The organism is Ruegeria sp. AL1, assembly GCF_056540905.1.
In genome coordinates this window covers 179,080-204,138 of sequence record NZ_JBQFXP010000002.1, presented here as the reverse complement: position 1 = coordinate 204,138, position 25,059 = coordinate 179,080, and the positions used below count along the sequence as shown (strand labels likewise).

The window sequence follows — 25,059 nt, the reverse complement described above, 5'->3', positions numbered from 1 at the left end:
GACAGCGCCGCGTCCCCCCACCCGCCCATGGCGGCGTCGGATGCGCGGCGCGCTGCTGCCTTTGTGCATGTGGCTGGCGGGGGCGGGCATCGCCACTGCGGCTGAAACTATTACAACGGCCCGCTATACTGAACCTACCACGCGTTACGCGCATGGGGTTCTGGGGGACAACATCGAATATGGCGCGCTGGAAATCACCATTGAGAACACAGACACCCAAAAGCCAAGAGATCGGGTGGTGGTGACCATCCGTCTACCACAAGACCGCGTATTCGAAGACCTCGCCCCCCGCCTTGCAGATGTTGATCTTGACGGATCAAACGAGGTGATCGTCATCGAGTCCCAGAAAAACACCGGGGCGCAGCTGGCAATCTACAACAAACGAGGCGAAAAGATCGCCGCCACGCCGCATATCGGCACCCGCAACCGTTGGCTCGCACCAGTTGGAATATGGGACCTGGACGAAGACGGCAATATCGAGATTGCCTATATCGACCGTCCCCATCTGGCCAAAACACTGCGCATCTGGCGCTATAAAGAAGGCAAGCTGACTGAGATCGCGACCCTGCCAGGTCTGACCAATCACCGTATCGGGGATGCCTTCATCACCGGCGGATTGCGCTACTGCGCGACAGGTCCCGAAATGATCCTGGCCAACGCCGACTGGTCCCGCATCATCAGCGTCTCATACAATGGCAGCTGGCAAACCACCGACCTCGGCCCACTCAAAGACCGCAAGGATCTGACCTCAGCCCTCAACTGCTGATCCGCCCTTCATCTGGCCAAAAATATCCTGGGGGTGAGGCCGCAAGGCCGAGGGGGCAAAGCCCCCCTACGGGAAAAATCGAGACGGGCGCAGCCCGGCAATCAAATCACAAAGCCCGCCAGCCGATATCGCGGCGGTAAAACCCGTCGGGCCAGTCGATCCCGTCCACCATCGCATAAGCCCGATCCCGCGCCTCCTGCAAGGTATCCCCGCGCGCCGTGACGTTCAGCACACGACCACCGGCGGCCACGATCTGGCCTTCAGCCGCTTTCGTCCCCGCATGAAATACCATGTTCCTGCTGTCCTCAGCCAGCGCGTCCAACCCGCTGATGACCGAGCCCTTCTCATACGCCCCCGGATACCCATTGGCCGCCATCACAACCGTGATGGCGTGATCATCGGCCCAGTTCACACGTGTCTCAGCCAGGCGTCCCTCGGCAGCGGCGTGCATCAGGTCCATCACCTGCGCGCCCAGCCGCATCATCAGTACCTGACATTCAGGATCGCCAAAGCGCACATTGTATTCCACAAGGCGAGGCTGGCCATCCTTGATCATCAGCCCGACATACAACACGCCCTGAAACGGAGTGCCCCGCCGTTTCATTTCAGCCATTGTCGGGCGCACGATTTCTTCCATCGCCCGCGCCTCAACCTCGGCACTCAGCACTGGGGCCGGAGAATACGCCCCCATACCACCGGTGTTCAGCCCGGTATCGCCCTCACCCACACGCTTATGATCCTGCGCGGTTCCGATGGACAGAATGTCCTCTCCGTCGCACAACACGAACAGCGAGGCCTCTTCGCCTTCCATGAACTCCTCGATTACAACCTCTGCGCCCGCGCCACCAAAGGCACCACCGAACATATCATCAATCGCGTCCAGCGCGGTCTGCTCGTCCATCGCGACGATTACGCCTTTGCCAGCGGCCAGACCATCAGCCTTGACCACGATCGGAGCCCCTTGCGCGCGAATATAATCCTTCGCTGGCTCAGCCTCAGTGAACCGCGCATAGCCCGCCGTCGGCGCGTTCGCCGCATCACAAATTTCTTTGGTAAAGCTCTTCGATGCTTCCAACTGCGCGGCTGCCGCCGACGGTCCAAAGACCAGCACACCGGCCTCGCGCAACCGGTCCGCGACCCCGGCGGCCAAAGGGGCCTCGGGGCCGACAATGACGAAATCAATCGCATTTTCTTCGGCAAAGTTTACCACCGCCCCGCCGTCTTCGATATCCAGTACAGCGCAATCGGCGATCTGAGCGATCCCGGCATTGCCCGGAGCCACGATCAGACGGTCGCATTTGGGGTTCTGCATCACCGCCCAGGCCAGGCTGTGTTCGCGTCCACCGCTGCCGAGAATGAGGATGTTCATGAAAGCTCTCCGATCTGCTTGGCCTCGCCTTGCGCGCGTTCTAAGCTGCGCCAGCACATGACACAAGGCGCTGAAATGTCCGACCTGCTTGACGACCCCATTCCCGGCCAAAACACCCCTGAATACACGGTTTCCGATATCTCGGGCGAGGTGAAGCGCACGCTCGAAGGCACATTTGGCCGCATTCGCGTGCGCGGTGAGGTCGGGCGCGTGTTCAAAGCCCGCTCTGGCCATCTGTATTATGACATCAAAGACGACCGGAACGTGCTGGCCTGCACCACATGGAAAGGCCAGATTTCCGGCCTCTCCGTAGTCCCCGAAGAGGGGCTAGAGGTCGTCGTCACCGGTCGCCTGACCGCCTTCGGCGCGCAGTCCAAGTACAACCTGAATGTCGATGAGGTCGCCGTCGCCGGACAAGGCGCGCTGATGGCGCTGCTGGAAAAGCGCAAGAAACAACTGGAAGCCGAGGGGCTGTTCGCGCCCGAGCGCAAGAAACCCCTGCCCTATCTGCCGCAGATCATCGGCGTGGTCACTTCCCCCTCGGGCGCGGTAATCCGGGATATCCTGCACCGCCTGCGCGACCGCTTTCCGCGCAAGGTGCTGATCTGGCCTGTCGCCGTGCAAGGCGCAAACTGCGCCCCGGAAGTCACCCGCGCCATCGAAGGCTTCAACCGGCTCACTCCGGGCGGCGCCCTACCGCGCCCCGACCTGATCATCGTCGCACGTGGCGGTGGGTCCATCGAAGACCTTTGGGGTTTCAACGAAGAAACCGTCGCCCGCGCCGCCGCCGCCTCGGACATCCCGCTGATCTCGGCCGTGGGGCACGAGACCGACACAACCCTGATAGACTTTGTCTCGGACCGCCGCGCGCCCACGCCCACCGCCGCCGCCGAATTGGCCGTTCCCGTCCGCATGGAACTGCTGGCCTGGACCGGTGAACAAGGCGCGCGACTGTCCCGCGCCGCCTCAGACGCGGTGCAGCGCCGCAGCCAGCGCCTGCGCGACCTGTCCCGCGCCCTGCCACGCCCCGACAGCCTGCTGAACACCCCGCGCCAACGCCTTGATCTTATTGCGGACCGCCTGACCCCGGCGCTGGATCGCGGCGTTCAGAACCGCCGCCTGCAACTGGTGGAGCTTTCCGCCCACCTGCGCCCCTCAACCCTGCGCGGCCTCGTGACAACCCGGCAAGAGGTCCTGCGCAACCTGTCCTCACGCCTTTCCTTGCGCCCAATTCTGCGAGAGATCGACCAGCAGCGCCAAACCCTCACACGCCTTTCCGAGCGAGCGAACACAGCCCAAACCACCCGTCTGGATCGTCTGCGCCAACAGCTAGAGGCCACAGATCGCCTACGCGAAACCCTCAGTTACAAGGCGACACTGGATCGTGGCTACGCCGTTATCCGCGCCGCGGATCAAGTCGTCACCCGCAAGGCCAACGCCGAAAAACACACTACTCTCGAAATCGAATTCGCAGATGGAACCCTCAGCACCGGCCCCGGTGGCGCGGCCAAGCCCAAGCGACCGCCGAAACCACCTGCGCCCGATCAAGGATCCCTGTTCTAGACCCCTACATCCGGCCCGTAACAGATCATCTCTTCCCCAATATCCTCGGCCTCATACAGCTCTGTCGCCGCAGGATCACCCTCGAACTGCGCGATCAGCCCGCCGCCGGATTCGATGAACACCCAGCATTGCGGGTCGGGCCGGTCCTCGTAGAGGAAACAGATTTGCCCCCCGCTCTCATACCAGACGCCTTCTTTGCAATCCCCATCCAGAAACGACCAGATCACTCGGCGGTTCGGCAGATACCGCTCGACGCCATAAGTCTGTCCGTCAAAACCATAAAACAACGTTTTTCCGCGTGTATAGGCGTCAAACTCCGTCCCCGACAAAGGCGACTGTGCCGCAGCGGACTGTGCGAGCAGCGCCAACAGAATCATTCCATATCTGAACATGTCCATATTCTGTCAGATGCCGCCCGCTTGCGCCATTCAACCTTTCGCTGGCGTTCCCCCGACGTCACATCTTGAAGCACCCCGGTACTCATGGCGAAACTGGTCGAAAAACCGGGACAGTTCATGATGACATTCCACTTCTGGGCCGCGCTGGCCTGCGCCTTGGCCTACCTGCCACTCACCGCGCAGCCCGCCAGCACCCTGCGCACCGCTTTGAAATCTGCTTCCGTTGGGCTGCTGGCCATTGCCGCCCTTATCGGCACGGCACCTTGGCTGCTTGTCCTCGCCCTTGCCCTTTGCGCCATCGGCGACGCCCTTCTATCACGCGAAACCGAGACCACCTTCATGGCCGGTATCGCCGCCTTCGCCGCCGGACATCTGGCCTATATCGTGCTGTTCCTGACCCATTCCGCCAGCGATCCCGGCCTGATCCTGACCCAACCCGCGATCTTCTGGTCCCTCCTGATCCTTGGCATTGTCATGACCACCCTGCTGGCCCCGCGCGCCGGCGACCTCAAGCCCCCCGTGCTGGCCTATATCCCGATCATCCTCGGCATGGGCGTCACCGTGCTGGCCCTGCCCGACACAGGCCCGCTCCGCTGGGCGCTGCCCGCCGCGCTGGCCTTCATCGCCTCCGACATGATCCTGGCGACCGAGAAATTCCTGCTGCCCGCAAACCATCCCGCCCTGCAGCTGACTCCCTACATGGTCTGGCCGCTTTACTGGGGCGCACAGTCCGGGTTCGTGATCGCCTTCACCTGACCCTTTGCAACTGCCACCAATCCGCATTAGGTGAAGGAAACACCTGCGGAGACCAAAATGGCGTTTTTCTCAAAGCTCAAGGACAAGCTGTTCAAATCCTCCTCGCGCCTCGAACAGGGGCTGGACGCGATTGTCGAGGATGGCGGCGAGGAAACCGCACCCGATCCGGTCATTCCTCAACCCGAGCCCGAACCGCAACCCGTCTCCGAAGCTCCAGCACCTGCACCAGCGCCGCAACCGGCGAAACCCCAAGCGCCCGCCGTTGCTGATCCGGCACCCACGGCACCTGCGCCTGAAACCTCTGAATCCAGAGGCCTGCTGGGCCGCCTGTTGAAGCGCGGCGAAGACCGCACCGTTGTCCGCCGCACGCTGGACGACGACATGCTGGAACAGCTCGAAGAGCTTCTGATCGCCTCGGACATGGGCGTCGACACCGCCCTGCGCGTCGCCGCCAACATGGCCGAGGGCCGCCTGGGCCGCAAACTTTCCACTCAGGAGATCAAGCAACTTCTTGCTCAGGAAGTTGCCCGCGTTATGGAACCTGTGGCCAAACCCATGCCCCTCTACCCCAAACGCCCGCAGGTGGTGCTGGTCGTGGGTGTCAACGGATCGGGCAAAACCACCACCATCGGCAAGCTTGCCAGCCAGTTCAAAGCCGCTGGCAAAAAGGTCGTCATCGCCGCCGGAGACACCTTCCGCGCCGCCGCCGTCGAACAGCTGCAAGTCTGGGGCGACCGCGCGGGCGTGCCCGTACTCACCGCCCCCGAAGGCTCTGACCCAGCCAGCCTCGCTTTTGATGCCCTGACCAAAGCGCAGAACGACGGCGCAGACCTGCTGATGATCGACACCGCAGGCCGCCTGCAAAACCGCGCCGACCTGATGGAGGAACTGGCCAAAATCGTCCGCGTCATCCGCAAGGTCGACGACACCGCCCCGCACAACACCCTCCTGGTGCTGGACGCCACCACCGGCCAGAACGCCCTCAGCCAGGTCGAAACCTTCCGCAAACTGGCCGATGTCTCAGGCCTTGTGATGACCAAGCTCGATGGCACCGCCAAGGGCGGCGTACTCGTCGCGCTGGCCGACAAGTTCGGCCTGCCCATTCACGCCATCGGCGTGGGCGAACAAATAGACGACCTCGCCCCGTTCGATCCCGAAGAATTCGCCGCCGCTCTCACTGGTCTGCAAACCTGATCCGCAACTTCATCTGGCCCAAAATATCCTCCGGGGGTCCGGGGGTGGAAAACCCCCGGCCTCTCCATCCGTGAAAGACACAAATATTGAGCGACTGGCTGATCTCCCTCGAAGGCACTGAATCCGGCCACCAACTCGCCCTCACGCTGGCCCTGATGGCCGCCTTCCTGCACGCGGTCTTCGGCGCGTTGCAAAAGGGCCGACATGACCCGTGGATGTCGCGCGGCGCCATCGATGCCTGCTATTGTCTCATGGCAGCCCCCTTTGCCTTCTTCGTCGTCCCATGGCCCGAACCTTATATGTGGCCCATCTTTGCCGTCGTCTGGGTGATCCATATCGGCTACAAAGTCCTGCAGGCCGCCGCATATACCAAAGGCTCCTACACGGTTGTCTACCCGGTCGTGCGCGGCACCGGTCCATTGTTCACCGTGATCGGAGCCTACCTGTTGTTTGGCGAGACCTTCTCAATCATCCAATGGTTCGGCGTCGCAACCCTGATGGCGGGCATCTTGGGGCTTGCCGCCTATAACCTGCGCTATCTCGAAACCAACCGCGAGACGCTGGGCATCGCGCTGGCGCTGGCGTTGGCCACAGGGCTGTTCGTGGCGCTCTACACCACCTATGACGCCTACGGCATCCGCGCAACCGCCGACCCGTTCACCTTCCTGGCGTGGTTCTTCATGATTGACGGGGCGGCCATGCCAATCTACGCCGCCCTCAGATACCGCGCCATGATCCATCGCCCCGCCCTTGGTCCCCTGATGCTGCGCGGGATTGCGGGCGGTATCATCGCCCCGATGTCATTCGGAGCCATCATGCTCGCCACCCGCCTCGACAAGGTGGGCGAGGCCGCCGTTCTGCGCGAAACGTCCACGGTTTTTGCCGCCCTGATCGGCTGGCTCGTGCTGAAAGAAACTGTCGGCCCCAGACGCATTGCTCTGATGGCATTGATTGCACTTGGCGCTGTAATAGTTGAAATGGGCGGGTAAGCAGCAGGAATCGACATGGCAGCCAAAAAAGAGATCAACCCTTTTCTGAAACAGGCGCTAGAGCTGGGCCCGCCACTGGCCTTTTTCTTCATCTACCTCCGCTTGAGGGATGACAGCTTTCTGATCGGCGGCATCGAATATTCCGGATTCATCATCGCCACGATCCTGTTTGTGCCGCTGATGCTAGCGGCGATGGGTGTTCTTTGGGTGCTGACAGGCAAACTCAGCCGCATGCAGATTTTCACCGCTATCATGGTGATCTTCTTCGGCGGCCTGACCGCCTGGTTTAATGACGAGCGGTTCTTCAAGATGAAAACCACGTTGGTCTACGGCTTCTTCTCGCTGATTCTCGGGATCGGCCTGTTGCAGCGTAAATCGTACCTGGCCTACGTAATGGATGAAATGCTGCCCATGCGTGACGAAGGCTGGATGATCTTAACCCGCCGCCTGTGCGCCTGTTTCGCGGTGTTGGCCGTGGCCAACGAACTGGTCTGGCGCACCTTGTCGACCGACCTATGGGTCAAGATCGAAACCTTCGGATTTCCCATCGCCCTGATGGTGTTCCTGATGCTGCAATTCAGTATTCTGCAGACCTATATGGACGATCCCGACAAACAATAAGAGCAACGTACTCACTGGGGTGGAACTGGCGGATTGTTCGAAAATTCGATAAAAACCTTGGCTTAACGCGCAAGCTGTGGAAAGTTGAGCCACCACTCAAATAACCAAACCGGAGCACACCGCCCCACATGACGGCATTTCCAAACAGCGGATTCCTTTCGGAAGCCTCGGAACGGCTGCGGGCCATGTTGGCCGCGCAAGCCTCGGAACTGGAATTGGACCGGGGAGACGTCCTGTTCGAGCAAGGCGATGAAGGCGAAGCTTTGTATGCCTTGATTTCCGGCGCGCTCGAAGTGTCCTTTCTGGCGATGAGCGGACGGAAACTGGCGCTCAGCCTGATGCGTCCCGGAGAAGTCTTTGGGGAAATCGCACTTTTCGACAGCGGCCCACGCACCGCGACAGTGACGGCGGCGGAACCATCGCGTGTCCTCAGGGTGCGCCACCGGGATGTCATTTCCCAGATTCGGCAACACCCTGATCTCGCCGAGGATATGATCCGGCTTGCGGGCTTAAGAATGCGCTATATGGGTGCGCAGTTGAATGAACAGGTTTTCCTGCCCATGCCCGTCCGGCTGGCCCGGAAATTGCTGCATCTTGCAGGACAGCAAGAGAACCCGTCCGACCGCATCACCTTGTCGCAAAGCGAACTGGCCGAGTTCGTGGGTGCCACGCGGGAAGCAGTGTCCAAGACCATTTCGACCTGGAAACGCAGCAACGTGGTCGAAGCCTCACGCGGCGGATTGCAGATTCAAGATTTTGATGCGCTGCGCCAATTGGCTGAATCTGATCTGATCTGAAATTTCCGCTGGTCCTGTGATCCACTTCACATACGCACCCCTTTAATTGCCCTAAGGTCAATCTCGTTACCGTAGGAGGCTGACCTTATCATCCCCGATATCTGTCCATCAGCCTCTCCCTGTACCAGAGCCATATGCCTTCCCCGGCATATGGCTTTTTTCTTTCCCCTGACCTGATCAAAAAAAGACCGGGGATTGCGCCCCGGCCTTTGTACCTTGGGGTTTCACGCCTGTTATTCCAGGCTCAGCGCCACGAACCTTGGTTCTCCACCGCGCCGCACCAGCAACAACAGCGACTTGCGCCCGGCTTCGCTTGCTTCGTCCATCCGCGTCTCAAGGTCGCTGATCGACGTCACTTTCTGCTGACCGGCCTCGGTGATCAGGTCACCGGCACGCAGTCCCTTGGCATAGGCCTCAGAGGACTCCTCTACACCCGTCACAACCAGACCTTCGGCTTCGCCGTCCAGCCCCATTTCCTCGCGGAGCGTGTCGGTCAGCGGCGAAATCGTCAGGCCCAGAATGTCTTTGTTTTCCTCTTCCTCGGCTTCAGGAGTTGCCTCTTCGCCCCCCTCTTCGGCGCGTTCCGCATCCTCACGACGTCCCAGCGTCACAAGGACGGTCTGCGTGCCCCCATCGCGGTGCACAACAACACGGACCGATTTGCCCACGGTGGTCTCGCCAACCTGACGCACCAAACCCCGCGTGTCTTCAACTTCGACTCCGTCAAAGCTGAGGATGACATCGCCTGCCAGCAGACCGGCATCCTTGGCCGGGCCATCGGGAACATCGCTGATCAGCGCGCCGCCGGGCTTCTCCAGCCCCATGGCCTCGGCCATATCCTCGGTCACGTCCTGAATGCGTACACCCAACCAGCCACGCCGTGTCTCACCAAACTCACGCAGTTGATCTACGACCTTGATGACCACGTTGGACGCCATCGAGAACCCGATCCCGATCGAGCCGCCATTGGGCGACAGGATCGCGGTATTCACGCCAATTACCTCGCCATCCATGTTGAACAGCGGCCCGCCCGAGTTCCCCCGGTTAATCGCCGCGTCGGTCTGGATGTAATCGTCATAAGACCCGCTGAGCGCACGGTTGCGGGCCGATACGATCCCGGCCGAGACCGAAAAGCCTTGCCCCAACGGGTTGCCCATCGCGATGACCCAATCCCCGACGCGCGCGATATCGCTGTCACCGAAGGTGACGTATTGCAGCGGACCAGATGCTTCGACCTTGAGCAGCGCAATATCGGTCTTTTCATCCGTACCGATCACCTTGGCGGGCAGCTCTTTCTTGGGCTGGCCGTCACCGGGGAAGAATTCGATCAGGATTTCGTCGGCTTCCGCTATGACGTGATTATTTGTCACGATGAAACCGTCCTCGGAAATTACGAAACCCGATCCCAGCGCATTGCTGCGGCGTGGGCGGTTGCCTTCGTCGCCGTTACGATCCTGAAACTCGCGGAAGAAATCCTCAAACGGAGAGCCGTCGGGCACGATCCCTTGCGGGCCGGTTTGCCCCTCAATCAAGGTCGAGGTGGTAATGTTGACCACCGCCGGGCTGATTTGCTCGGCGAGTGGTGCCAGACTGTCGCCACGCGCCTGCGCTGCAACGGCTTGGGCCAGAACAAGCAGCATTCCGGCAAAGGCCAGCCACATCAGCCGCATCATGACACTTACATCGTCCCGCCGGACGGAAATACTGCGCGCTTTAGCCTGCACTTGCGAACTCCTTGTCGAAACTTATGGTGTGACCACCCCATAGCGGCCCGTCTTGGCAAACAATGTAGTCAGTTTGTCCAAGCCCGCAACTCGGGATCGCGGGGAAATCACCTGCAAGTGAGATCACTGTATTAAAAGCCGACCTGAAATGCGGCCCATATCAGAACGAAACCACTGACAGCGCCGAGTAATCCCACCAATCTCAGCGCCTGTTCCGGCAGCGTTCTGAGCGCCTCCAGCATACGTTCAATAAGCGAAGGGGCCAGCGCATAGGCCAGCCCCTCGACAATCAGCACCAGCCCGAAGGCCAGAAGGATCATGCCCATTACTGGGCAACCTGCCCTGTGGGAGATTTCAGATAGTTGAAGAACTCGGAATCCGGGCTCAGCACCATCGAGCTGTTGCCGCCACCAAGCGCGCGTTCATAGGCCGACAGCGAGCGGTAGAATTCAAAGAACTCCGGGTCAGCGCCATAGGCGTCGGCAAAGATCGCGTTGCGTTCGGCGTCGGCCTCACCGCGAATGATCTCGGCCTCGCGGTTCGCGTCCGAGACCAGTTCGACCACGGTCCGATCCGCCTGCGCGCGCACACGCTGCGCGGCTTCGTTACCCCGGGCGCGTTCGTCGGTCGCTTCACGTTCCCGTTCCGCCTTCATCCGGTCGAAGGTGGCTTCGAGGTTGGCCTGCGGCAGGTCGGTCGCCTTCAGACGCACGTCGATCACGTTGACGCCCAGCGCGCGGGCTTCGGCAATCGCACTGTTCCGAATGCGCAGCATCAGCGCGGCACGGTCGGAACTCAGGATATCGCGCGATGACACCGAACCCAGAACTTCGCGGGTTTCGGCGCGCAGGATGCGGTCAAGGCGGTCTTCGGCCACCGGAATGCCGCCGACACCAACAGCCTGACGGAACTGCTCCAGATCGGAAATCCGATAGCGGGCAAAGGCATCAACCACCAGACGGCGGTCATCCAGAGGCGTCACTTCCAGCGGCTGCACATCGATCGACAGGATGCGGTCGTCATAGCGAACGACTTCCTGAATCAGCGGGATCTTGAACGCCAGTCCGGGCTCTTCCTTAACCGTCACGACACGTCCAAACTGCAGAACCAGCGCGCGCTCACGCTCGTCCACGATAAAGAGTGAGGACAGAATGCCGACAATCGCAATCACGATGACGGGCAGAATGAATGTCGCTTTACGCATCAGTTGCTCTCCTGTCCGGAATTGCGGCGCAACTCGTTCAGCGGCAGATACGGCACGACGCCCTGCCCCGATCCGGTCGAGTTTTCATCCAGAATGATCTTGTCCACGTCACCCAGAACCTGCTCCATCCGCTCCAGATACAGACGTTTGCGGGTCACATCCGGCGCTTTGGAGTATTCTTCCAGAACCGCGCTGAAACGGCTGGCCTCACCCTGTGCGCTGTTGATCTGCTGGGCGCGATAGGCTTCGGCCTCTTCCAGAACCTGCGCCGCTTCACCGCGCGCCTCGGCCAACACACGGTTGGCATAGGCGTCAGCGACGTTCTGCAGACGGTCACGCTCCTGCGCGGCGGCCTGAACGTCGCGGAAGGCGGCGATCACGTCCTGTGGCGGGTCGGCCTTGTCAAAGTTCACACGAACGATGTTCACGCCCGAGTCGTAGCTGTCCATCGTCTGCTGAATCAGCTCCTGTAGACGTTCAGCGATGATACCGCGGTCCCGGTTCAGGATCGGGGCCAGTTCGCTTTGCGCGATGATCTCACGCATGGCCGATTCCGACACGGCGCGGATCGTCTGACGCGGGTCGCGCAGGTTGAACAGAAACTTGGCCGGGTCGTTGATGTTCCAGACGACCTGATAGTCGATATCGACCACATTCTCGTCGCCGGTCAGCATCAGACCATCGTCGCTGCCACGCGCGCCGCCCATGTCTTCGTTCTGTTCGCGGGTGACCGGAATAACCTCGGCGGTCACAAACGGCCACGGGGCAAAGTTCAGACCCGGATTACCCACGGCCGAGAACTCACCCAGAAACAGCTCAACCGACTGTTCTTCGGGCTTGACGGTGTAGAAGCTGGCCAGCCCCCACAAGACCGCAGCGGCCACAAGACCAATCGCAACGGTCCCCTTGGTAAACGCCGGACCACCGCCGCCGCCTGAGCCGTTGGTGCCACGGCCGCCGCCGCCACGGCCGCCCATGAGGACGCGCAGCTGCTCTTGACCCTTCTTCATCAGCTCGTCGATCTCGGGGATCTGCGGGCCGTCGCCTTCGGGGGGCTTGCGCCCGTCCCCGTTGTTACCCCGATTTCCTCCGCCACCGGATGAGCCTCCGCCCCCCCAGGGGCCGCCGCTGTTGCCCGCCATATGTGTTTTTTCCCTTGTGTTGGACCGTGTGATCACGGCTTCCCTTGTAACGTGTGTGCGCGCGGTTGCAAATCAAGCCGTGCGTACAGGTTGCCGCATTGTCACCAGTTCTTCGGCCATCACCGGATGAACCGCAACCGTGCGGTCGAAATCTTCCTTGGTGGCGCCCATCTTGACCGCAATCCCGGCCAGCTGGATCATCTCACCCGCGCCCGGCGCCACGATGTGACAGCCCAGAACCTTGCGCGTCGCCTGAGACACGATCAGCTTCATCAGCACCCGCTGCGTGCCACCGGCAAAGGCTTTCTGCATCGGCTTGAACGAGGTTGCATAGACCTCGATCGGCTCTTGCTCCGCCGCCTCTTCTTCGCTCAGACCCACGGTGCCCATTTCCGGCTGCGTGAAGATCGCGGTCGGGATCAACTCGTGATCCACAGGCGTCGGGTTGCCCTTGAACACGGTCTCGACAAATGCCATACCCTCGCGGATTGCGACCGGAGTCAGGTTCACCCGGTCCGTCACATCTCCGATAGCGTAGATCGAAGGCACGCCAGTCTGGCTGTATTCATCCACGATGATCTCGCCCTTGCGGCCACGTTCAACTCCCAAGCCTTCCAGCCCCAGATCATCCGCATTCGGAGCCCGGCCCGTCGCGTACATCACCACATCAAACGACTGTTCGGACCCGTTGGTGGCCTTCACGCGGATCTTGTCGCCGTCCTTGACCATCTCCAGCACATTGGTGCCCAGATGCAGATCGACGCCGTTCTGGCACATCTCTTCGCTGATCAGCCCGCGCGCCTCGTCATCGAAGCCGCGCAGAATCTGCGCCCCGCGATAGAACTGAGTCGTCTTCACCCCCAACCCGTTCATGATCCCGGCGAATTCGCAGGCGATATAGCCGCCACCCACGATCAGGATGCTTTCGGGCAGCTTCTCTAGATGGAAAATCTCGTTCGACGTGATGGCCAGTTCAGACCCCGGAAACTCGGGCACGACGGGGCGACCACCGGTGGCGATCAGAATATGCTTGGCCGTCTTGCGTGTACCGTCGGCCAGTTCGACCGTATGCGGATCAACCACACGGGCCCGCTGATCAAAGCTCTCGACGCCGTTGTTCTTGAGGATATTGCGATAGATGCCTTCCAGCCGGTCCAGTTCGGCAACCAGCTTGCCGTGGAACGTGTTCCAGTCAAACGCACCCGGATGGATGTCCCAGCCATACTCCTGCGCATCCCCGACCATGCCCGAGAACTCACTGGCGAAAACCATCAGCTTTTTCGGCACACAGCCCCGGATGACACAGGTCCCGCCGTAACGATCCTCTTCCGCCAGCGCCACTTTGGCCCCGTTCTCACCCGCCGCCACGCGTGCCGCGCGGACCCCGCCCGAGCCGCCTCCGATGACGAACAGATCATAGTCAAAGCTCATAGGTGCGTTCCTTTTATTCCGCGTGACCAAAATTCACTGGATATCTGGGCGCAAATTTCCAACTGCCAACCCCCGGCTGCCGAAATTGCGATTTTTCTTCCGCTGCTTGCCAAACCACCCGCCCGGCGCTTAGTCCGCCAGATCGGAAAACAGGTTGTCCCCGCTCTCGCCCAGCAAATCGGTCTCAACCGTGCCCGCGTTGAGGTCGCGCAGCTCGACCCGGCCATCGCCATAGCCCACGATAACCTTGTCGCAGATATCGATGAACAAACCATTCTCGACCACGCCTGGGATCTGGTTCAGCACCAGTGCCAGTTGCCGCGCGTTACCAATGCGTTTCAGATGCAGGTCCAGAATGTGGTTGCCCTCGTCGGTCACCTTCGGGGCCTCGCCATTCATGCGCAACGTGACCGAGGTGCCCAGCACGTCCATCGTGTCCAGCGCTTCCTCGATCAGGGTGCGCGTGGTCTGCCAGCCAAAGGGGATCACCTCGACCGGTAAGGGGAACGCGCCCAGCGTCTCAACCTCTTTGCCCGCATCGGCGATCACCACCATCTGATCGCTGGCCGTGGCCACGATCTTTTCCTGCAGCAACGCCGCACCGCCGCCCTTGATCAGGTTGAACTCATCATCAAACTCATCCGCGCCATCAATAGTCAGGTCCAGCCACCCGGCCTGATCCAGCGAGACGACCTCGATCCCCACCTCACGCGCAAGCTGCGCCGTGGCGGTCGAGGTCGGCACGCCCTTGATCTTCAGCCCTTCGTCGCGCACGCGTTCACCCAGACGCTTGACCAGCCACGCGGCGGTCGATCCGGTGCCCAGACCCACGCGCATCCCGTCCTCGACCAGATCGGCAGCGCGGTAGGCGGCAACATATTTGGCTTTGTCGATCGGCGACAAATCTTTGCTCATGACAACATCCCCCAAGACAGTCTGCCCGCCTTATACGGAATGCCCCCAACGACTGCGAGAGGCAAATCGCCCCGCACCTGTGCTAACATGCCGCTGGAATACGCCTTTCCGATAGGAAACGTCGCAATCAGGGTGACGTACCGCCGCCGCAGCACATAGATAGAGGTCATGGAGACGCCGTACCGCCTGCATTACGCCCCCGACAACGCCTCGCTGGTGATCCGGCTGGTGTTGGAAGAGATGGGCCTGCCCTATGACACCGTTCTGGTCGACCGCACCCGGAACGAACAGGACAGTGCGGCCTATCGGGCGCTGAACCCCAACGGGCTGATCCCGGTGCTGGAAACTCCACAGGGTCCGATCTTTGAAACCGCCGCGATCCTGCTGTGGCTGGGCGATACCCACGGGCAGATGGCCCCCGGCCCCGAAAGTCCCGACCGGGCTGCGTTTCTGAAATACCTGTTCTTTGCCTCGAACACCCTGCACGCCGACCTGCGCATCCTGTTCTACGCCGAGAAATACATTGAGGCCGCACAGGCCGAAGCCTTACGCGCGGGCATCCGCCCCCGGCTGCGCCAGCACCTGCAAATGCTCGACGCGCTGGCCCATCAAGGCCCCGACTGGTTCAGCACGCAGCCCTCGGCTCTCACCTATTATGTCGCCTGCATGATGCGCTGGATGGCGCTTTATCCCGCACAGGCCGACCGCAGTTGGTATCAACTGGCCGACACCCCATATCTGCAGACCATCCTGATGCAGTTGGAAATGCGCCCCGCAACGCGCGCCGCAATCAAAGCCGAGGGGCTGGGGGCCACCCCCTTCACCTCTCCGACCCATGCCAATCCACCAGAAGGCTCAGCTACCTGACATGTTTCTTTCTGTCTTCGAAATGTTCAAAGTGGGCATCGGCCCGTCCTCGTCCCATACCATGGGCCCCATGGTCGCCGCTGCGCGCTTCCTCGACATGATGCGGGACTCCCCGTTCGAGTTCTCGGGCCTGCGCGGATCGCTGCACGGATCGCTGGCCTTTACCGGCGTCGGCCACGCGACCGACCGCGCCACCATCCTTGGCCTCGCGGGATTTGTCCCCGACACCTATGACAACGACAAGGCCGAGGCCGCGCTGGCCCAGATACATGAGACCCACACGGTTTCACCTGCAGGCCTGCCAAAGTTGCGGTTCGATCCCAAAACCGATCTGGTTTTTGACTTCGAACATAACCTGCCCGGCCATGCCAACGGCATGATCCTGATGGCCACCGACGCGCAGGGCGACGTGATTCTGCGGCAGGTGTTTTACTCGGTCGGCGGCGGCTTTGTCCTGACCGAAGAGGAACTGGCCGAAGGCAAGGACACGGATGAAGGCAAACCGGTGCCCTTCCCGTTCAAATCGGCGGTCGAGATGCTGGATATGGCGCGCGCCAGCGGCAAAAGCATCGCACAAATGAAGCGCGCCAATGAAATCGCCCGTGGCTGTCCCGAAAGCTTTGCAAAGGGCTCTGCCCGTCTTTGGCAGGTGATGAACGACTGTATCGAGCGTGGCCTGACCACCGACGGCATCTTGCCCGGCGGCCTGTATGTGCGCCGCCGCGCCAAGGGCATCCATGACGCGCTGGTGGCTGAACGCGGCATGAACCTGAACGCCCCGCACACGATCAACGACTGGATGAGCGTCTACGCCATGGCCGTGAACGAGGAAAACGCCGCCGGGGGACAGGTCGTCACCGCCCCCACCAATGGTGCCGCGGGCGTGCTACCTGCCGTGCTGCGCTATTACCTCGACCACGTACCGGGGGCCACGGAATCCCGGATCGAGGATTTCCTGCTGACCGCCGCCGCCATTGGCGGTCTGGTCAAGTACAACGCCTCGATCTCGGGCGCCGAAGCCGGGTGTCAGGCCGAGGTCGGCAGCGCATCAGCCATGGCCGCCGCCGGTCTCTGCGCCGTCATGGGCGGCACGCCCGAGCAGGTGGAAAACGCCGCCGAGATCGCGCTGGAACACCATCTGGGCATGACCTGCGACCCAGTCGCCGGTCTGGTGCAGGTCCCCTGTATCGAACGCAACGGTCTGGGCGCGATCAAAGCAGTCTCGGCCGCCTCGCTGGCGCTGCGCGGCGACGGCCACCATTTCGTCCCGCTGGACGCGGTGATCGAGACCATGCGCCAGACCGGGGCCGACATGCACGAGAAATACAAGGAAACCTCGCTGGGCGGGCTGGCAGTCAACGTCCCCAACTGCTGAGTTTGCCCTTCCCCCCGGGCACCGCTTGACCTAGCGTGCCCGTCATGACCCAGGATCGCCCCGTCTTTGGCATCATTCTGATGCTCGGCTTTTGCGTGCTTGCCCCGCTGGGCGACGCCATGGCCAAAGTGCTGGGTGAGACCACCCCCATCGCCCTGCTCGTCTGGGTGCGCTTTGCGGTGCAGGTAGTCATTCTGGCCCCGCTGATCGCAGCCACGGGCCGACCATGGAGGATGCACGGTCGCATCCTGCGGCTGACGGTGATCCGTACGCTGCTGCATATCGCCGGTATTTCGGCCATGTTCAGCGCACTGCTGTTCCTGCCACTGGCCGATGCGGTCGCCATCGCCTTTGTCATGCCGTTCATCATGCTTCTGCTGGGTCGCTTCGTGCTGGGCGAACAGGTCGGCCCTCGCCGTCTGAGCGCGTGTATCGTCGGCTTCATCGGCACTTTGCTGGTGATCCAGCCCAGCTTTGCCGAAGTCGGAGCCCCCGCCCTTTTGCCGCTGATCGTTGCCGTGGTGTTTGCCCTGTTCATGCTGGTCACGCGGCAGATCGCGAAAGAAACCGATCCGGTCGCGTTGCAAGCGGTATCCGGCGGAATGGCAACGGTCATCCTGCTGCCGATCCTTCTGATCGGCAGCAGTGCCGGGATTGATCAGTTGTCCTTCGTTGTGCCCAGCAGGCAAACACTGTGGCTACTCTGCGCCATCGGCGTTCTGGGCACGGTGGCTCATTTGTTGATGACGTGGTCCTTGCGCTATGCGCCTTCGGCCACTCTGGCTCCGATGCAGTATCTTGAAATTCCGGTTGCCACCCTGATCGGCTGGTTCATCTTCCGAGACCTGCCCAACGGCCTCGCCGCCGTCGGTATCGTGATCACCATCGCCGCGGGGCTTTACGTCATTCTGCACGAGCGGGCCAACGCCCGGTCCGGCCCGACAGAAACGCCCGCATGACCTGATCCAGGGCTGTGCGCGGCACCAACACCACCATGCCCGGCCCATCCATTTCAAGCCTCACTTCAGCCACCGCTCGGTTCGAGGTTCCGACCTGCCCATCGGGCGCGAATATCAGATCATCAATCGGCCATTCCAGCCCCGCGCTGCGGCCGGTTACGTGCCGAAATGGAAACAATGACACGGTCGCTCCCGCTGTCAGTTTCAGACGCAACCTGGGCGGAGCATGAAAGACAACCTCGTGCTGCCCGAGCAACACGCAAGGCCGGTCGGCCAGTCGGACCAGGCTGTTGAAAACGGCAAGTTGATGATCAACCCGTGCCCCCAGAAATCCTGCACCCAGAACCACAGGGGCCTGAATGTGCCGCAAAGCCTTGTCGAAATCCGTGGTGCTTTGTTCGACAATTGGAAACAAACGATCTGCCGGAATTCGGACACGCTGGTCGGATTCAAGCGAATCGAAATCCCCTATAACCGCGTCAGGAATGTGGCCCGAATCGAGCAAACGGGCCGCTCCGCCATCTGCCGCCACGATCAAACTGGCGCGATCCAGCACCAGATTCACATCCTGCGGATCCAATTCCCCCCCGCCAAACAAGGCGATAGGCGATTCCGAATGAACAATCGGCTCATTTTTCTTAAGATTGACCATTTTTTCCGGTTTTGGACATATTCAGACCACAAAATGATAGACTCATAGCATCAGTTACGAGTCGCATGCCGTGGTCCAGCCCCGGCAACACGACCTGGTAGTTTGTAAAGGACGTGCGTCTGATGGTACAGAACAACAAAGTATTAACCGTTTCATACGGGACCTTTTCCTGCACATTGGAAGGCTTCGACGATTCATTTGAAACGATGAAGGCTATTGCCGAGTACTTTCGCGATCTCGCCGCAGATGACCGTTATTTCGGGTCCGAGCCCCCACAGCCGGACGCCGAAATGCTGACCCGCATCGCCCAGCGTGATATCGCACGAAAGGTCGAGGCCAGCCAGAACGATAGCGGACTGTTGCTGCGTGCCACGGAAGAGACCCCCGCCGTGGCCGCGACCCCTGTTGCGGCGATGCAGCCGCAAGCGGTGCAACCTGCGTCCGTGCAACCCGAGGTGCCGGACATGCCCATTGAAACACCCAACCTCGGCGCTGCTGCCCCCTCGGCAGCGCCACAGCCAACCGACGACAGCATAGCCGCAAAACTGCAGCGCATTCGCGCCGTCGTCTCTCATAATGACGAGGCCCCGGCCCGTCTGGCGGACGAAGAAGACGAAGAAAACGGTTTTCTTGCGACGGCCAAGCCCAAGGTCGACGCGATTTCCGCCGCCTTTGAGGCCGGTGCGCTCAGCCCCGCTGACCTGCAGGACCAGCCAGCGCCGGCGCCGCAGACCGAGGTTGAGGCGACACCGACTCAAGAAACATTCGTCGAACCGCAACCTGTGGCAGACGCTGCGCCGCTGACGGACGTCGAAACCCCGGTTGACCCCAGCCCGGTGGTCGAAGCGGAACCGGTTGCCGAAGCACAGGACATCGCCGAACCGGAACCTGTGAGCGAGCCGCCGTTTGATGTCGATGACATGCCGGAAGCGCTCGAGTTCACCGTCGATGAACAGGCAACCGAGGACGAACCTGCCGAGGTGGAAGACCTTGATCAGGCCCTGCCGCCGCTTGTTCTGAGCGCAACTGTGCAAGATGACGACACCGACAGTGCACCGGAAATGGACGCAGAATTGGATGTTTCGACCAATGACGTGCTGTTCTCGGAGGTCGATGACCAACCGGATGCCGATATCGATCTGGATGAAATCCAGAACATCCTGGACGCGGACGAGACGGATATGTCTGATGCGCAGGATGACGATGCGGACGCGCCGGAATTCGCGCGCAACGTCCTGAGTGTTGAAGACGAAGCCTTGCTGCTCGACGAGATCGCGCTGGTCGAAGCGGAATTGACCGCACGCGATTCAGACGAAACTCAGGACGCCACCGAAGAGCCTGCCGCCGAAGATCAGGATGTTTCGCGCCTGATGGATACGGCCGGGGCGCGTATGGAAGACCCGGACACTGCGGATCAGCTGAAAACCTATTCGCATCTGCGTGCCGCAGTCGCCGCCACTCAAGCAGAGCGCGCGGACAGTGCGGGCAAGCCCGAGCAGCCCGCAGATCATCAATATCGTGGCGATCTTGAATCGGTGGTCAGCCCCCGCCGCCCCGAAGTGCACGTGACCAGTGATCGCCCGCAATCCGCGATCGCGGCCCCGTTGAAACTTGTGGCGGAACAGCGCATCGATCCTGAAACCAACGATACCGCCCCGGTGATGCCGCGCCGTGTCAAGCAAGCCGAAGAAGATATGGCCGACGACGAAGGCGGGTTTGCCCATTTTGCCAAGGAACAAGGAGCGCAATCCCTTCCGGACCTGCTGGAAGCCGCCGCAGCGTATTTGTCTTTCATCGAAGGACAGGAGCAGTTTTCGCGCCCGCAATTGATGAACAAGGTCCGGTCTTTGAAGCAGGATGAGTTCAATCGCGAGGAAAGCTTGCGGTCTTTCGGTCAGTTGCTTCGGGACGGCAAGATCGAAAAGGCCGGTGGCGGTCGGTTCGCTGCATCGACGGATATCGGCTTTCGCCCCAACGACAAACGCGCTGCGGGTTAACGCCCAAGCGCACAACACCCCCCTCGAAAATTGACAGGGCCGGAGGTGACTCCGGCCCTGTCTTTGCCGCTCAAATGTGCAAGGCAAGGCGGGAAATACACTTGGTGCCACCACTGACGTCACGTCGTCTATGCTGCACCGCAGAATTGCGCTAGTATTACCGCACAGAACAAATGCATCGGCCTGATGGTAAAGCCCCCCGATTTTGATCTGAGGTACCCGTTATGAATGACCTTGCGATTCGGAGACTGCGTGTGTTCGACAAATCCCTTGTTACAACACATTTTCAGAATCTCGAACCCGAGACATTGCGATCCAGATTTGGGACAGATGTCCCGGCAGAATATCTGAAACACTATGTCTCCACCCTGCTCGACGATGCGTCGTTGATTTACGGTGCTTTCCCGGATACCTGTCTGCGCGGCATGGCCGAACTGCGGCCACTTGGCGACAACCATCCCCGCATTGCCGAGGCCGCCTTCACCGTCGAAGCCCCCTGGCAGAACCGTGGCATCGGTGATGCACTGCTGTCACGCATCATTGCCGGGGCCCGCAACCGGGGTATTCGCGAAGTTCACATGCTTTGTCTGGCAACCAATCAACGAATGCGCCATCTGGCCACCAAACACAGCGCCAACCTGGACATGATGACTGGTGAGGTGGCGGCAAAATTCACCCCGTCCTGGCCCACGCCGTTCACCGTGGCGCAAGAGATTACCGGGGAATATCACGCATTCGCTCGTGCCGTATTCAGCTGGTCTGACTAGAGATTCAACACCGCTGTGAGGTTTGGGTGCGTTAAGATCAGATCAAACACGCCAAGTCATTGACCTGCTTGTGCGCGACCAAAAATGCCAGTCACCGCCAGAGCTTTTTGTCTCATGAGCAGCTCAAACCGGTTGGCACCGAGGATAATCTGCACCCTTCTCCAAAACACGCCCCACGGCGCTCGCCAAACTCAGTCCTGATCCTGGCCTGGATCTTCCTTTCCAACCCCACGAAACACAAACTTGAACGGCAAGGCCCAGAGAATACCCAGTGCCACATAAACCAGCAGTTCCAGCCAGATCGGTGGTCGATCCAGCCAGTTCACCACGGTCACAACCGCAACAATGTAAACCGGCAGGCCCACCAGAAGCAGCACCAGCGACCAGCGTCGCCGCGCCTTGTAGCTGAGGCCCGGTTTATCGTCCCCAGCCATCAGTCTGCGAACGGGTCGGTGACCAGAATGGTATCCTCCCGCTCCGGGCTGGTGGACAGCAAAGCGACGGGGCATTCGATCAGCTCCTCTACCCGGCGCACATATTTGATCGCATTGGCGGGCAGATCGGCCCAGCTGCGCGCGCCCTCGGTAGATTCGCTCCACCCCGGCATCTCTTCATAGATCGGCGTGCAACGCGCCTGCTGGTCGGCGGCGGTCGGCAAGTAATCCAGACGGCTGCCATCCAGCTCATAACCGACGCAAATCTTCAGCGTCTCGAACCCGTCCAGCACATCCAGCTTGGTCAGCGAAATGCCGTTCACACCGCTGGTCGCGCAGGTTTGACGTACCAGACAGGCGTCGAACCAGCCGCACCGGCGTTTCCGTCCGGTGGTAGTGCCAAACTCGTGCCCGCGCTCACCCAGACGCTGGCCATCTGCGTCATCCAGCTCGGTCGGAAACGGACCCTCTCCCACACGGGTGGTATAGGCCTTGACGATCCCCAGCACGAAATCGATCGAGCCCGGCCCGATCCCCACCCCGGTCGAGGCCTGCCCCGAGATCACATTCGAAGAGGTCACAAACGGATAGGTCCCGAAATCAATGTCCAGTAACGCGCCCTGCGCGCCCTCAAACAGAATACGCTTACCCGCCTTGCGCTTTTCGTTCAGCACCTTCCACACAGGTGCCGCAAACGGCAGAATTTCAGGCGCGATTTCTTTCAGCTGCGCGATCAATCCATCCCGGTCAATCGGCTCCAGCCCCAGCCCGTTGCGCAAAGCGTTGTGATGGACCAAAGCCCGATCCACCCGCAACGCCAGCGTCGCGTCATCCGCCAGATCAGCCACGCGGATCACCCGACGCCCCACCTTATCCTCATAACACGGCCCGATCCCACGGCCTGTGGTGCCGATCTTGGCCACCGAATTCTGGCTCTCGCGCGCCCGGTCCAACTCACCGTGGAACGGCAGAATCAACGGTGTATTCTCGGCAATCATCAGCGTCGCGGGGGTGATATCCACACCTTGCGCCCGTATCGTCCCGATCTCCTTGATCAAATGCCACGGGTCCAGCACGACACCATTGCCGATCACACTCAGCTTGCCACCGCGCACCACACCCGAGGGCAACGCGTGCAGCTTGTAAACTTCGCCATCGATCACCAGCGTATGCCCGGCATTATGCCCGCCCTGGAAACGCGCGATGACGTCCGCCCGTTCGCTGAGCCAGTCCACGATCTTGCCTTTTCCTTCGTCACCCCATTGGGCGCCGACAACAACCACGTTGGCCATATCCGGTCCTTTTACGCTGAGTGTTCAAACCCGGCTCGTATAGCGAGGCTCAGACGGCAGGGAAACCGATAATTCGCCGCAGATCAGAACCGCGCGTGCCGCGCGGTGCCTCCGGCGGGGATATTTATAGCCAGATGAAGATCGGATCCCCTGCTTCACCTTTTTTCAAATACTCCGGGGGAGTCGCCCAAAGGGCGGCGGGGGCAGAGCCCCCTCTAACTTTCCGACAAGCGCACGGGTTTGCCGTGGGGCGTGGTCAGATACGCCTCTTCCCAAGCATTGCGCAAGGCCGCGATGTCGTCAGGAGCGGCGTCGCCCTGCTCGGTCAAAAGCGACTCGAGCGTTTCAAGCCAGGCGTGAAAGTAGTCGTCACCGCCATCCAGCTCTTTGTTCAACCCATTGCGTTTCAGCGTCTGCGAAAAGCGCGACGCCCAATCGGGCCAGTCAAAGCGACCCGCTTCGTTCAGCGCAACGGTGACGGCAAAGACCTGCGCGTGCCAGGGTTCGGCGAAGACTGGCTCGGGCGCGGTGTGGGGGACGCAATCGTTCATGCGGGCTCTAGGTAGCTTTGCCAAAGGTCCAGAACGACCTCATCGCCGGGATGTTCCGGGTCGGCCCAAAGTTCCGAGGCCGGAAAAGCCACGGCATAAAGCGGCTCGGGCGCTTCGCCCAGCCCGTGCGCGTTGGAATCGGGCAGCACATGGGTGCCGTGTAGGCGCAGGATGCGGCCCGTTGCGCCTGCGGCATAGATCGGCAGACGGGTATGGCCACCCTCGACCAGTCGGTTTGCGGTGGGGCGCACGGTGCGAACCGTTTGCCCGGCCTCGAACTCCACTGCGACATTCGACGGGCGATCAGCCGGGCCGCCTCTGGCTAGCGCGGTCGCCACGTTCTCGGCCTTAAGCTTGCGCGAGGCCAACGGGTGATCTGCATCCGCGGTTTCTCCACGAAGGTCATCCAGCGTCAGCACGCCCTGCTGCACCAGCAGATCCGCCAGCCCGGCCATCCATTTCTCGTAGTAGGAAAACCGGGCGTAATCCTTAGGCGACAGGCATTCACGCGCGTGGCGCGAGACGTCGATATTCCATTGCCCCAGAAAGCCCGAGGCCAGCGTCACCGCCAGCGCCCGTGCGTGCCAGTCTTCCGCAAAGATCGGCGCGTCCTCGGCTTCGGGGTTGATCGGACCATCGCCAAACCGTCCGCCCATATCGTGAACCCGGGTCATGAGGGCACCTTGGCCAGACCGGTGCCGATCATGCTGTCGCGGCTGACCAGCGCGGCCAGTTCATCCTCGCCCAGCCCCTCGGTGCCTTCAGGACGCATCGGAAGAACGAGGTAGCGCATCTCGGCAGTCGAATCCCAGACCCGAACCGAAGTCTCTTCCGGCAGCGTCACGCCAAACTCGGCCAGCACCTTCCGCGGCTCGCGAACCGCACGAGCGCGATAGGCGTCGGACTTGTACCAACCCGGAGGAATGCCGAGCAGCGGCCACGGGTAACAACTGCACAGGGTACACACGACCATGTTGTGCTGTTCGACCGTGTTCTCGACCACCATGATATGTTCGCCCTGACGCCCGAAATAGCCCAGTTCCGCAACAAGCGGCGTCGCGTCTTCAAGCAAAGCGGCCTTGAATGTGGGATCGCTCCACGCCTTGGCAACGACGCGGGCGCCGTTCTGAGGGCCGATCTTGTTCTGATAGGCGTCAATGATCTCATCCAGCGCCGCCGGATCGATCAGCCCCTTGCGGGTCAGAATCGTTTCCAGCGCTTTGATGCGCAGCGCGGGTTCGGGCGGCAACAGGGCGTGCGGGTGGTCGTGATCGTCATGTGGCATAAGCCACAGCC

26 protein-coding genes are annotated in these 25,059 nt (G+C 61.1%); 12 read left to right on the top strand and 14 right to left on the bottom strand.

Going from position 1 to position 25,059, the window contains the following annotated elements; genetic code table 11:
* The first annotated feature begins 40 nt into the window (after positions 1-40).
* Entirely contained in the window at positions 41-766 is a 726-nt protein-coding gene (locus ACRZ9X_RS04110; protein ID WP_480516091.1) for an FG-GAP repeat domain-containing protein, read from the top strand.
* Between the two features lie 106 nt (positions 767-872).
* Here the strand turns inward: ACRZ9X_RS04110 and purD are convergent, their stop codons facing one another.
* Positions 873-2,135: a phosphoribosylamine--glycine ligase gene (gene purD / locus ACRZ9X_RS04105; RefSeq protein WP_480516090.1), complete on the bottom strand. Its 1,263-nt coding sequence runs from the start codon at positions 2,133-2,135 to the stop codon at positions 873-875.
* A 75-nt stretch (positions 2,136-2,210) separates the two neighbouring features.
* On the opposite strand from purD, the gene xseA reads away from it, so the two are divergent.
* Positions 2,211-3,698 carry an exodeoxyribonuclease VII large subunit gene (gene xseA / locus ACRZ9X_RS04100; protein WP_480516089.1) on the top strand — a complete coding sequence of 496 codons (1,488 nt, stop codon included), beginning with the start codon at positions 2,211-2,213 and terminating at the stop codon, positions 3,696-3,698.
* Here xseA and ACRZ9X_RS04095 read toward each other — a convergent pair.
* Positions 3,695-4,090 (bottom strand): hypothetical protein, encoded by a 396-nt coding sequence (locus tag ACRZ9X_RS04095; RefSeq protein WP_480516088.1) that lies wholly within the window; start codon positions 4,088-4,090, stop codon positions 3,695-3,697. The genes xseA and ACRZ9X_RS04095 overlap by 4 nt on opposite strands.
* A 90-nt stretch (positions 4,091-4,180) precedes the next feature.
* On the opposite strand from ACRZ9X_RS04095, the gene ACRZ9X_RS04090 reads away from it, so the two are divergent.
* The 5 genes from ACRZ9X_RS04090 to ACRZ9X_RS04070 all read left to right on the top strand — a co-directional run bounded on the left by ACRZ9X_RS04090 (position 4,181) and on the right by ACRZ9X_RS04070 (position 8,453).
* Positions 4,181-4,852 carry a lysoplasmalogenase gene (locus ACRZ9X_RS04090; RefSeq protein WP_480516087.1) on the top strand — a complete coding sequence of 224 codons (672 nt, stop codon included), beginning with the start codon at positions 4,181-4,183 and terminating at the stop codon, positions 4,850-4,852.
* A 57-nt stretch (positions 4,853-4,909) separates the two neighbouring features.
* Entirely contained in the window at positions 4,910-6,046 is a 1,137-nt protein-coding gene (ftsY, locus tag ACRZ9X_RS04085; protein WP_480516086.1) for a signal recognition particle-docking protein FtsY, read from the top strand.
* A gap of 86 nt (positions 6,047-6,132) precedes the next feature.
* The gene (locus ACRZ9X_RS04080) at positions 6,133-7,035 is read left to right on the top strand and encodes an EamA family transporter (protein ID WP_480516085.1); all 903 of its coding nucleotides are present in this window, start codon (positions 6,133-6,135) and stop codon (positions 7,033-7,035) included.
* Positions 7,036-7,050: 15 nt separating this feature from the next.
* Complete coding sequence (locus tag ACRZ9X_RS04075; protein ID WP_480516084.1) at positions 7,051-7,656, top strand: inner membrane-spanning protein YciB; 606 nt, start codon at positions 7,051-7,053, stop codon at positions 7,654-7,656.
* 128 nt (positions 7,657-7,784) lie between these two features.
* Positions 7,785-8,453 carry a Crp/Fnr family transcriptional regulator gene (locus ACRZ9X_RS04070; protein WP_480516083.1) on the top strand — a complete coding sequence of 223 codons (669 nt, stop codon included), beginning with the start codon at positions 7,785-7,787 and terminating at the stop codon, positions 8,451-8,453.
* A gap of 233 nt (positions 8,454-8,686) precedes the next feature.
* Here the strand turns inward: ACRZ9X_RS04070 and ACRZ9X_RS04065 are convergent, their stop codons facing one another.
* The 6 genes from ACRZ9X_RS04065 to rpiA all read right to left on the bottom strand — a co-directional run bounded on the left by ACRZ9X_RS04065 (position 8,687) and on the right by rpiA (position 14,869).
* Positions 8,687-10,126: a Do family serine endopeptidase gene (locus tag ACRZ9X_RS04065; protein ID WP_480516585.1), complete on the bottom strand. Its 1,440-nt coding sequence runs from the start codon at positions 10,124-10,126 to the stop codon at positions 8,687-8,689.
* A gap of 182 nt (positions 10,127-10,308) precedes the next feature.
* Positions 10,309-10,503 (bottom strand): DUF2065 domain-containing protein, encoded by a 195-nt coding sequence (locus ACRZ9X_RS04060; RefSeq protein WP_480516082.1) that lies wholly within the window; start codon positions 10,501-10,503, stop codon positions 10,309-10,311.
* Positions 10,503-11,381: a protease modulator HflC gene (gene hflC, locus ACRZ9X_RS04055; RefSeq protein WP_480516081.1), complete on the bottom strand. Its 879-nt coding sequence runs from the start codon at positions 11,379-11,381 to the stop codon at positions 10,503-10,505. The genes ACRZ9X_RS04060 and hflC overlap by 1 nt, the downstream gene beginning before the upstream one ends.
* The gene (gene hflK / locus ACRZ9X_RS04050) at positions 11,381-12,523 is read right to left on the bottom strand and encodes an FtsH protease activity modulator HflK (protein ID WP_480516080.1); all 1,143 of its coding nucleotides are present in this window, start codon (positions 12,521-12,523) and stop codon (positions 11,381-11,383) included. Before hflK ends, hflC begins: the two co-directional genes overlap by 1 nt.
* 72 nt (positions 12,524-12,595) lie before the next feature.
* Positions 12,596-13,954 carry a glutathione-disulfide reductase gene (gene gor / locus ACRZ9X_RS04045; RefSeq protein ID WP_480516079.1) on the bottom strand — a complete coding sequence of 453 codons (1,359 nt, stop codon included), beginning with the start codon at positions 13,952-13,954 and terminating at the stop codon, positions 12,596-12,598.
* A 129-nt stretch (positions 13,955-14,083) separates the two neighbouring features.
* Entirely contained in the window at positions 14,084-14,869 is a 786-nt protein-coding gene (rpiA, locus tag ACRZ9X_RS04040) for a ribose-5-phosphate isomerase RpiA (RefSeq protein WP_480516078.1), read from the bottom strand.
* 168 nt (positions 14,870-15,037) lie between these two features.
* Between rpiA and ACRZ9X_RS04035 the strand changes: the two genes are divergently transcribed.
* Genes ACRZ9X_RS04035 through ACRZ9X_RS04025 form a run of 3 tightly spaced genes read left to right on the top strand, consistent with a single transcriptional unit; the run spans position 15,038 to position 18,070 of the window.
* A complete protein-coding gene (locus tag ACRZ9X_RS04035; RefSeq protein ID WP_480516077.1) occupies positions 15,038-15,736 on the top strand; it encodes a glutathione S-transferase family protein in 699 nt (232 codons plus the stop codon).
* A gap of 1 nt (position 15,737) precedes the next feature.
* A complete protein-coding gene (locus ACRZ9X_RS04030) occupies positions 15,738-17,111 on the top strand; it encodes an L-serine ammonia-lyase (RefSeq protein WP_480516076.1) in 1,374 nt (457 codons plus the stop codon).
* A 44-nt stretch (positions 17,112-17,155) separates the two neighbouring features.
* Positions 17,156-18,070 (top strand): DMT family transporter, encoded by a 915-nt coding sequence (locus ACRZ9X_RS04025; protein ID WP_480516075.1) that lies wholly within the window; start codon positions 17,156-17,158, stop codon positions 18,068-18,070.
* Here the strand turns inward: ACRZ9X_RS04025 and ACRZ9X_RS04020 are convergent.
* On the bottom strand, positions 18,015-18,722 hold the full coding sequence (locus ACRZ9X_RS04020) for a thiamine diphosphokinase (RefSeq protein WP_480516074.1): 708 nt from the start codon (positions 18,720-18,722) through the stop codon (positions 18,015-18,017). The two genes, ACRZ9X_RS04025 and ACRZ9X_RS04020, sit on opposite strands and share 56 nt — an antisense overlap.
* A 122-nt stretch (positions 18,723-18,844) precedes the next feature.
* Between ACRZ9X_RS04020 and ACRZ9X_RS04015 the strand changes: the two genes are divergently transcribed.
* Positions 18,845-20,719: a hypothetical protein gene (locus ACRZ9X_RS04015; RefSeq protein ID WP_480516073.1), complete on the top strand. Its 1,875-nt coding sequence runs from the start codon at positions 18,845-18,847 to the stop codon at positions 20,717-20,719.
* A gap of 254 nt (positions 20,720-20,973) precedes the next feature.
* Positions 20,974-21,486, top strand: a complete 513-nt coding sequence (locus tag ACRZ9X_RS04010) for a GNAT family N-acetyltransferase (protein ID WP_480516072.1) — start codon at positions 20,974-20,976, stop codon at positions 21,484-21,486.
* A 191-nt stretch (positions 21,487-21,677) separates the two neighbouring features.
* Here the strand turns inward: ACRZ9X_RS04010 and ACRZ9X_RS04005 are convergent, their stop codons facing one another.
* The 5 genes from ACRZ9X_RS04005 to nthA form a co-directional block, all read right to left on the bottom strand.
* Positions 21,678-21,920: a DUF2842 domain-containing protein gene (locus tag ACRZ9X_RS04005; RefSeq protein WP_480516071.1), complete on the bottom strand. Its 243-nt coding sequence runs from the start codon at positions 21,918-21,920 to the stop codon at positions 21,678-21,680.
* The gene (locus tag ACRZ9X_RS04000) at positions 21,920-23,212 is read right to left on the bottom strand and encodes an adenylosuccinate synthase (RefSeq protein ID WP_480516070.1); all 1,293 of its coding nucleotides are present in this window, start codon (positions 23,210-23,212) and stop codon (positions 21,920-21,922) included. Before ACRZ9X_RS04000 ends, ACRZ9X_RS04005 begins: the two co-directional genes overlap by 1 nt.
* Positions 23,213-23,427: 215 nt before the next feature.
* Positions 23,428-23,763, bottom strand: a complete 336-nt coding sequence (locus ACRZ9X_RS03995; protein WP_480516069.1) for a nitrile hydratase accessory protein — start codon at positions 23,761-23,763, stop codon at positions 23,428-23,430.
* Entirely contained in the window at positions 23,760-24,437 is a 678-nt protein-coding gene (nthB, locus tag ACRZ9X_RS03990; protein WP_480516068.1) for a nitrile hydratase subunit beta, read from the bottom strand. Before nthB ends, ACRZ9X_RS03995 begins: the two co-directional genes overlap by 4 nt.
* A complete protein-coding gene (nthA, locus tag ACRZ9X_RS03985) occupies positions 24,434-25,048 on the bottom strand; it encodes a nitrile hydratase subunit alpha (protein ID WP_480516067.1) in 615 nt (204 codons plus the stop codon). Before nthA ends, nthB begins: the two co-directional genes overlap by 4 nt.
* Positions 25,049-25,059: the final 11 nt, after the last annotated feature.

Bases quoted from the DNA above. Each gene is read 5' to 3' on its own strand.
- purD (WP_480516090.1), bottom strand. From the start codon at position 2,135: ATGAACATCCTCATTCTCGGCAGCGGTGGACGCGAACACAGCCTGGCC.
- xseA (WP_480516089.1), top strand. From the start codon at position 2,211: ATGTCCGACCTGCTTGACGACCCCATTCCCGGCCAAAACACCCCTGAA.
- rpiA (WP_480516078.1), bottom strand. From the start codon at position 14,869: ATGAGCAAAGATTTGTCGCCGATCGACAAAGCCAAATATGTTGCCGCC.
- ACRZ9X_RS04110 (WP_480516091.1), top strand. From the start codon at position 41: ATGCGCGGCGCGCTGCTGCCTTTGTGCATGTGGCTGGCGGGGGCGGGC.
- ACRZ9X_RS04035 (WP_480516077.1), top strand. From the start codon at position 15,038: ATGGAGACGCCGTACCGCCTGCATTACGCCCCCGACAACGCCTCGCTG.
- hflC (WP_480516081.1), bottom strand. From the start codon at position 11,381: ATGCGTAAAGCGACATTCATTCTGCCCGTCATCGTGATTGCGATTGTC.
- ACRZ9X_RS04060 (WP_480516082.1), bottom strand. From the start codon at position 10,503: ATGGGCATGATCCTTCTGGCCTTCGGGCTGGTGCTGATTGTCGAGGGG.
- gor (WP_480516079.1), bottom strand. From the start codon at position 13,954: ATGAGCTTTGACTATGATCTGTTCGTCATCGGAGGCGGCTCGGGCGGG.
- ACRZ9X_RS03995 (WP_480516069.1), bottom strand. From the start codon at position 23,763: ATGAACGATTGCGTCCCCCACACCGCGCCCGAGCCAGTCTTCGCCGAA.
- nthB (WP_480516068.1), bottom strand. From the start codon at position 24,437: ATGACCCGGGTTCACGATATGGGCGGACGGTTTGGCGATGGTCCGATC.
- nthA (WP_480516067.1), bottom strand. From the start codon at position 25,048: ATGCCACATGACGATCACGACCACCCGCACGCCCTGTTGCCGCCCGAA.
- ACRZ9X_RS04025 (WP_480516075.1), top strand. From the start codon at position 17,156: ATGACCCAGGATCGCCCCGTCTTTGGCATCATTCTGATGCTCGGCTTT.
- ACRZ9X_RS04005 (WP_480516071.1), bottom strand. From the start codon at position 21,920: ATGGCTGGGGACGATAAACCGGGCCTCAGCTACAAGGCGCGGCGACGC.
- ACRZ9X_RS04015 (WP_480516073.1), top strand. From the start codon at position 18,845: ATGGTACAGAACAACAAAGTATTAACCGTTTCATACGGGACCTTTTCC.
- ACRZ9X_RS04065 (WP_480516585.1), bottom strand. From the start codon at position 10,126: ATGATGCGGCTGATGTGGCTGGCCTTTGCCGGAATGCTGCTTGTTCTG.
- ACRZ9X_RS04000 (WP_480516070.1), bottom strand. From the start codon at position 23,212: ATGGCCAACGTGGTTGTTGTCGGCGCCCAATGGGGTGACGAAGGAAAA.
- ftsY (WP_480516086.1), top strand. From the start codon at position 4,910: ATGGCGTTTTTCTCAAAGCTCAAGGACAAGCTGTTCAAATCCTCCTCG.
- ACRZ9X_RS04075 (WP_480516084.1), top strand. From the start codon at position 7,051: ATGGCAGCCAAAAAAGAGATCAACCCTTTTCTGAAACAGGCGCTAGAG.
- hflK (WP_480516080.1), bottom strand. From the start codon at position 12,523: ATGGCGGGCAACAGCGGCGGCCCCTGGGGGGGCGGAGGCTCATCCGGT.
- ACRZ9X_RS04090 (WP_480516087.1), top strand. From the start codon at position 4,181: ATGGCGAAACTGGTCGAAAAACCGGGACAGTTCATGATGACATTCCAC.
- ACRZ9X_RS04030 (WP_480516076.1), top strand. From the start codon at position 15,738: ATGTTTCTTTCTGTCTTCGAAATGTTCAAAGTGGGCATCGGCCCGTCC.
- ACRZ9X_RS04070 (WP_480516083.1), top strand. From the start codon at position 7,785: ATGACGGCATTTCCAAACAGCGGATTCCTTTCGGAAGCCTCGGAACGG.
- ACRZ9X_RS04020 (WP_480516074.1), bottom strand. From the start codon at position 18,722: ATGGTCAATCTTAAGAAAAATGAGCCGATTGTTCATTCGGAATCGCCT.
- ACRZ9X_RS04095 (WP_480516088.1), bottom strand. From the start codon at position 4,090: ATGTTCAGATATGGAATGATTCTGTTGGCGCTGCTCGCACAGTCCGCT.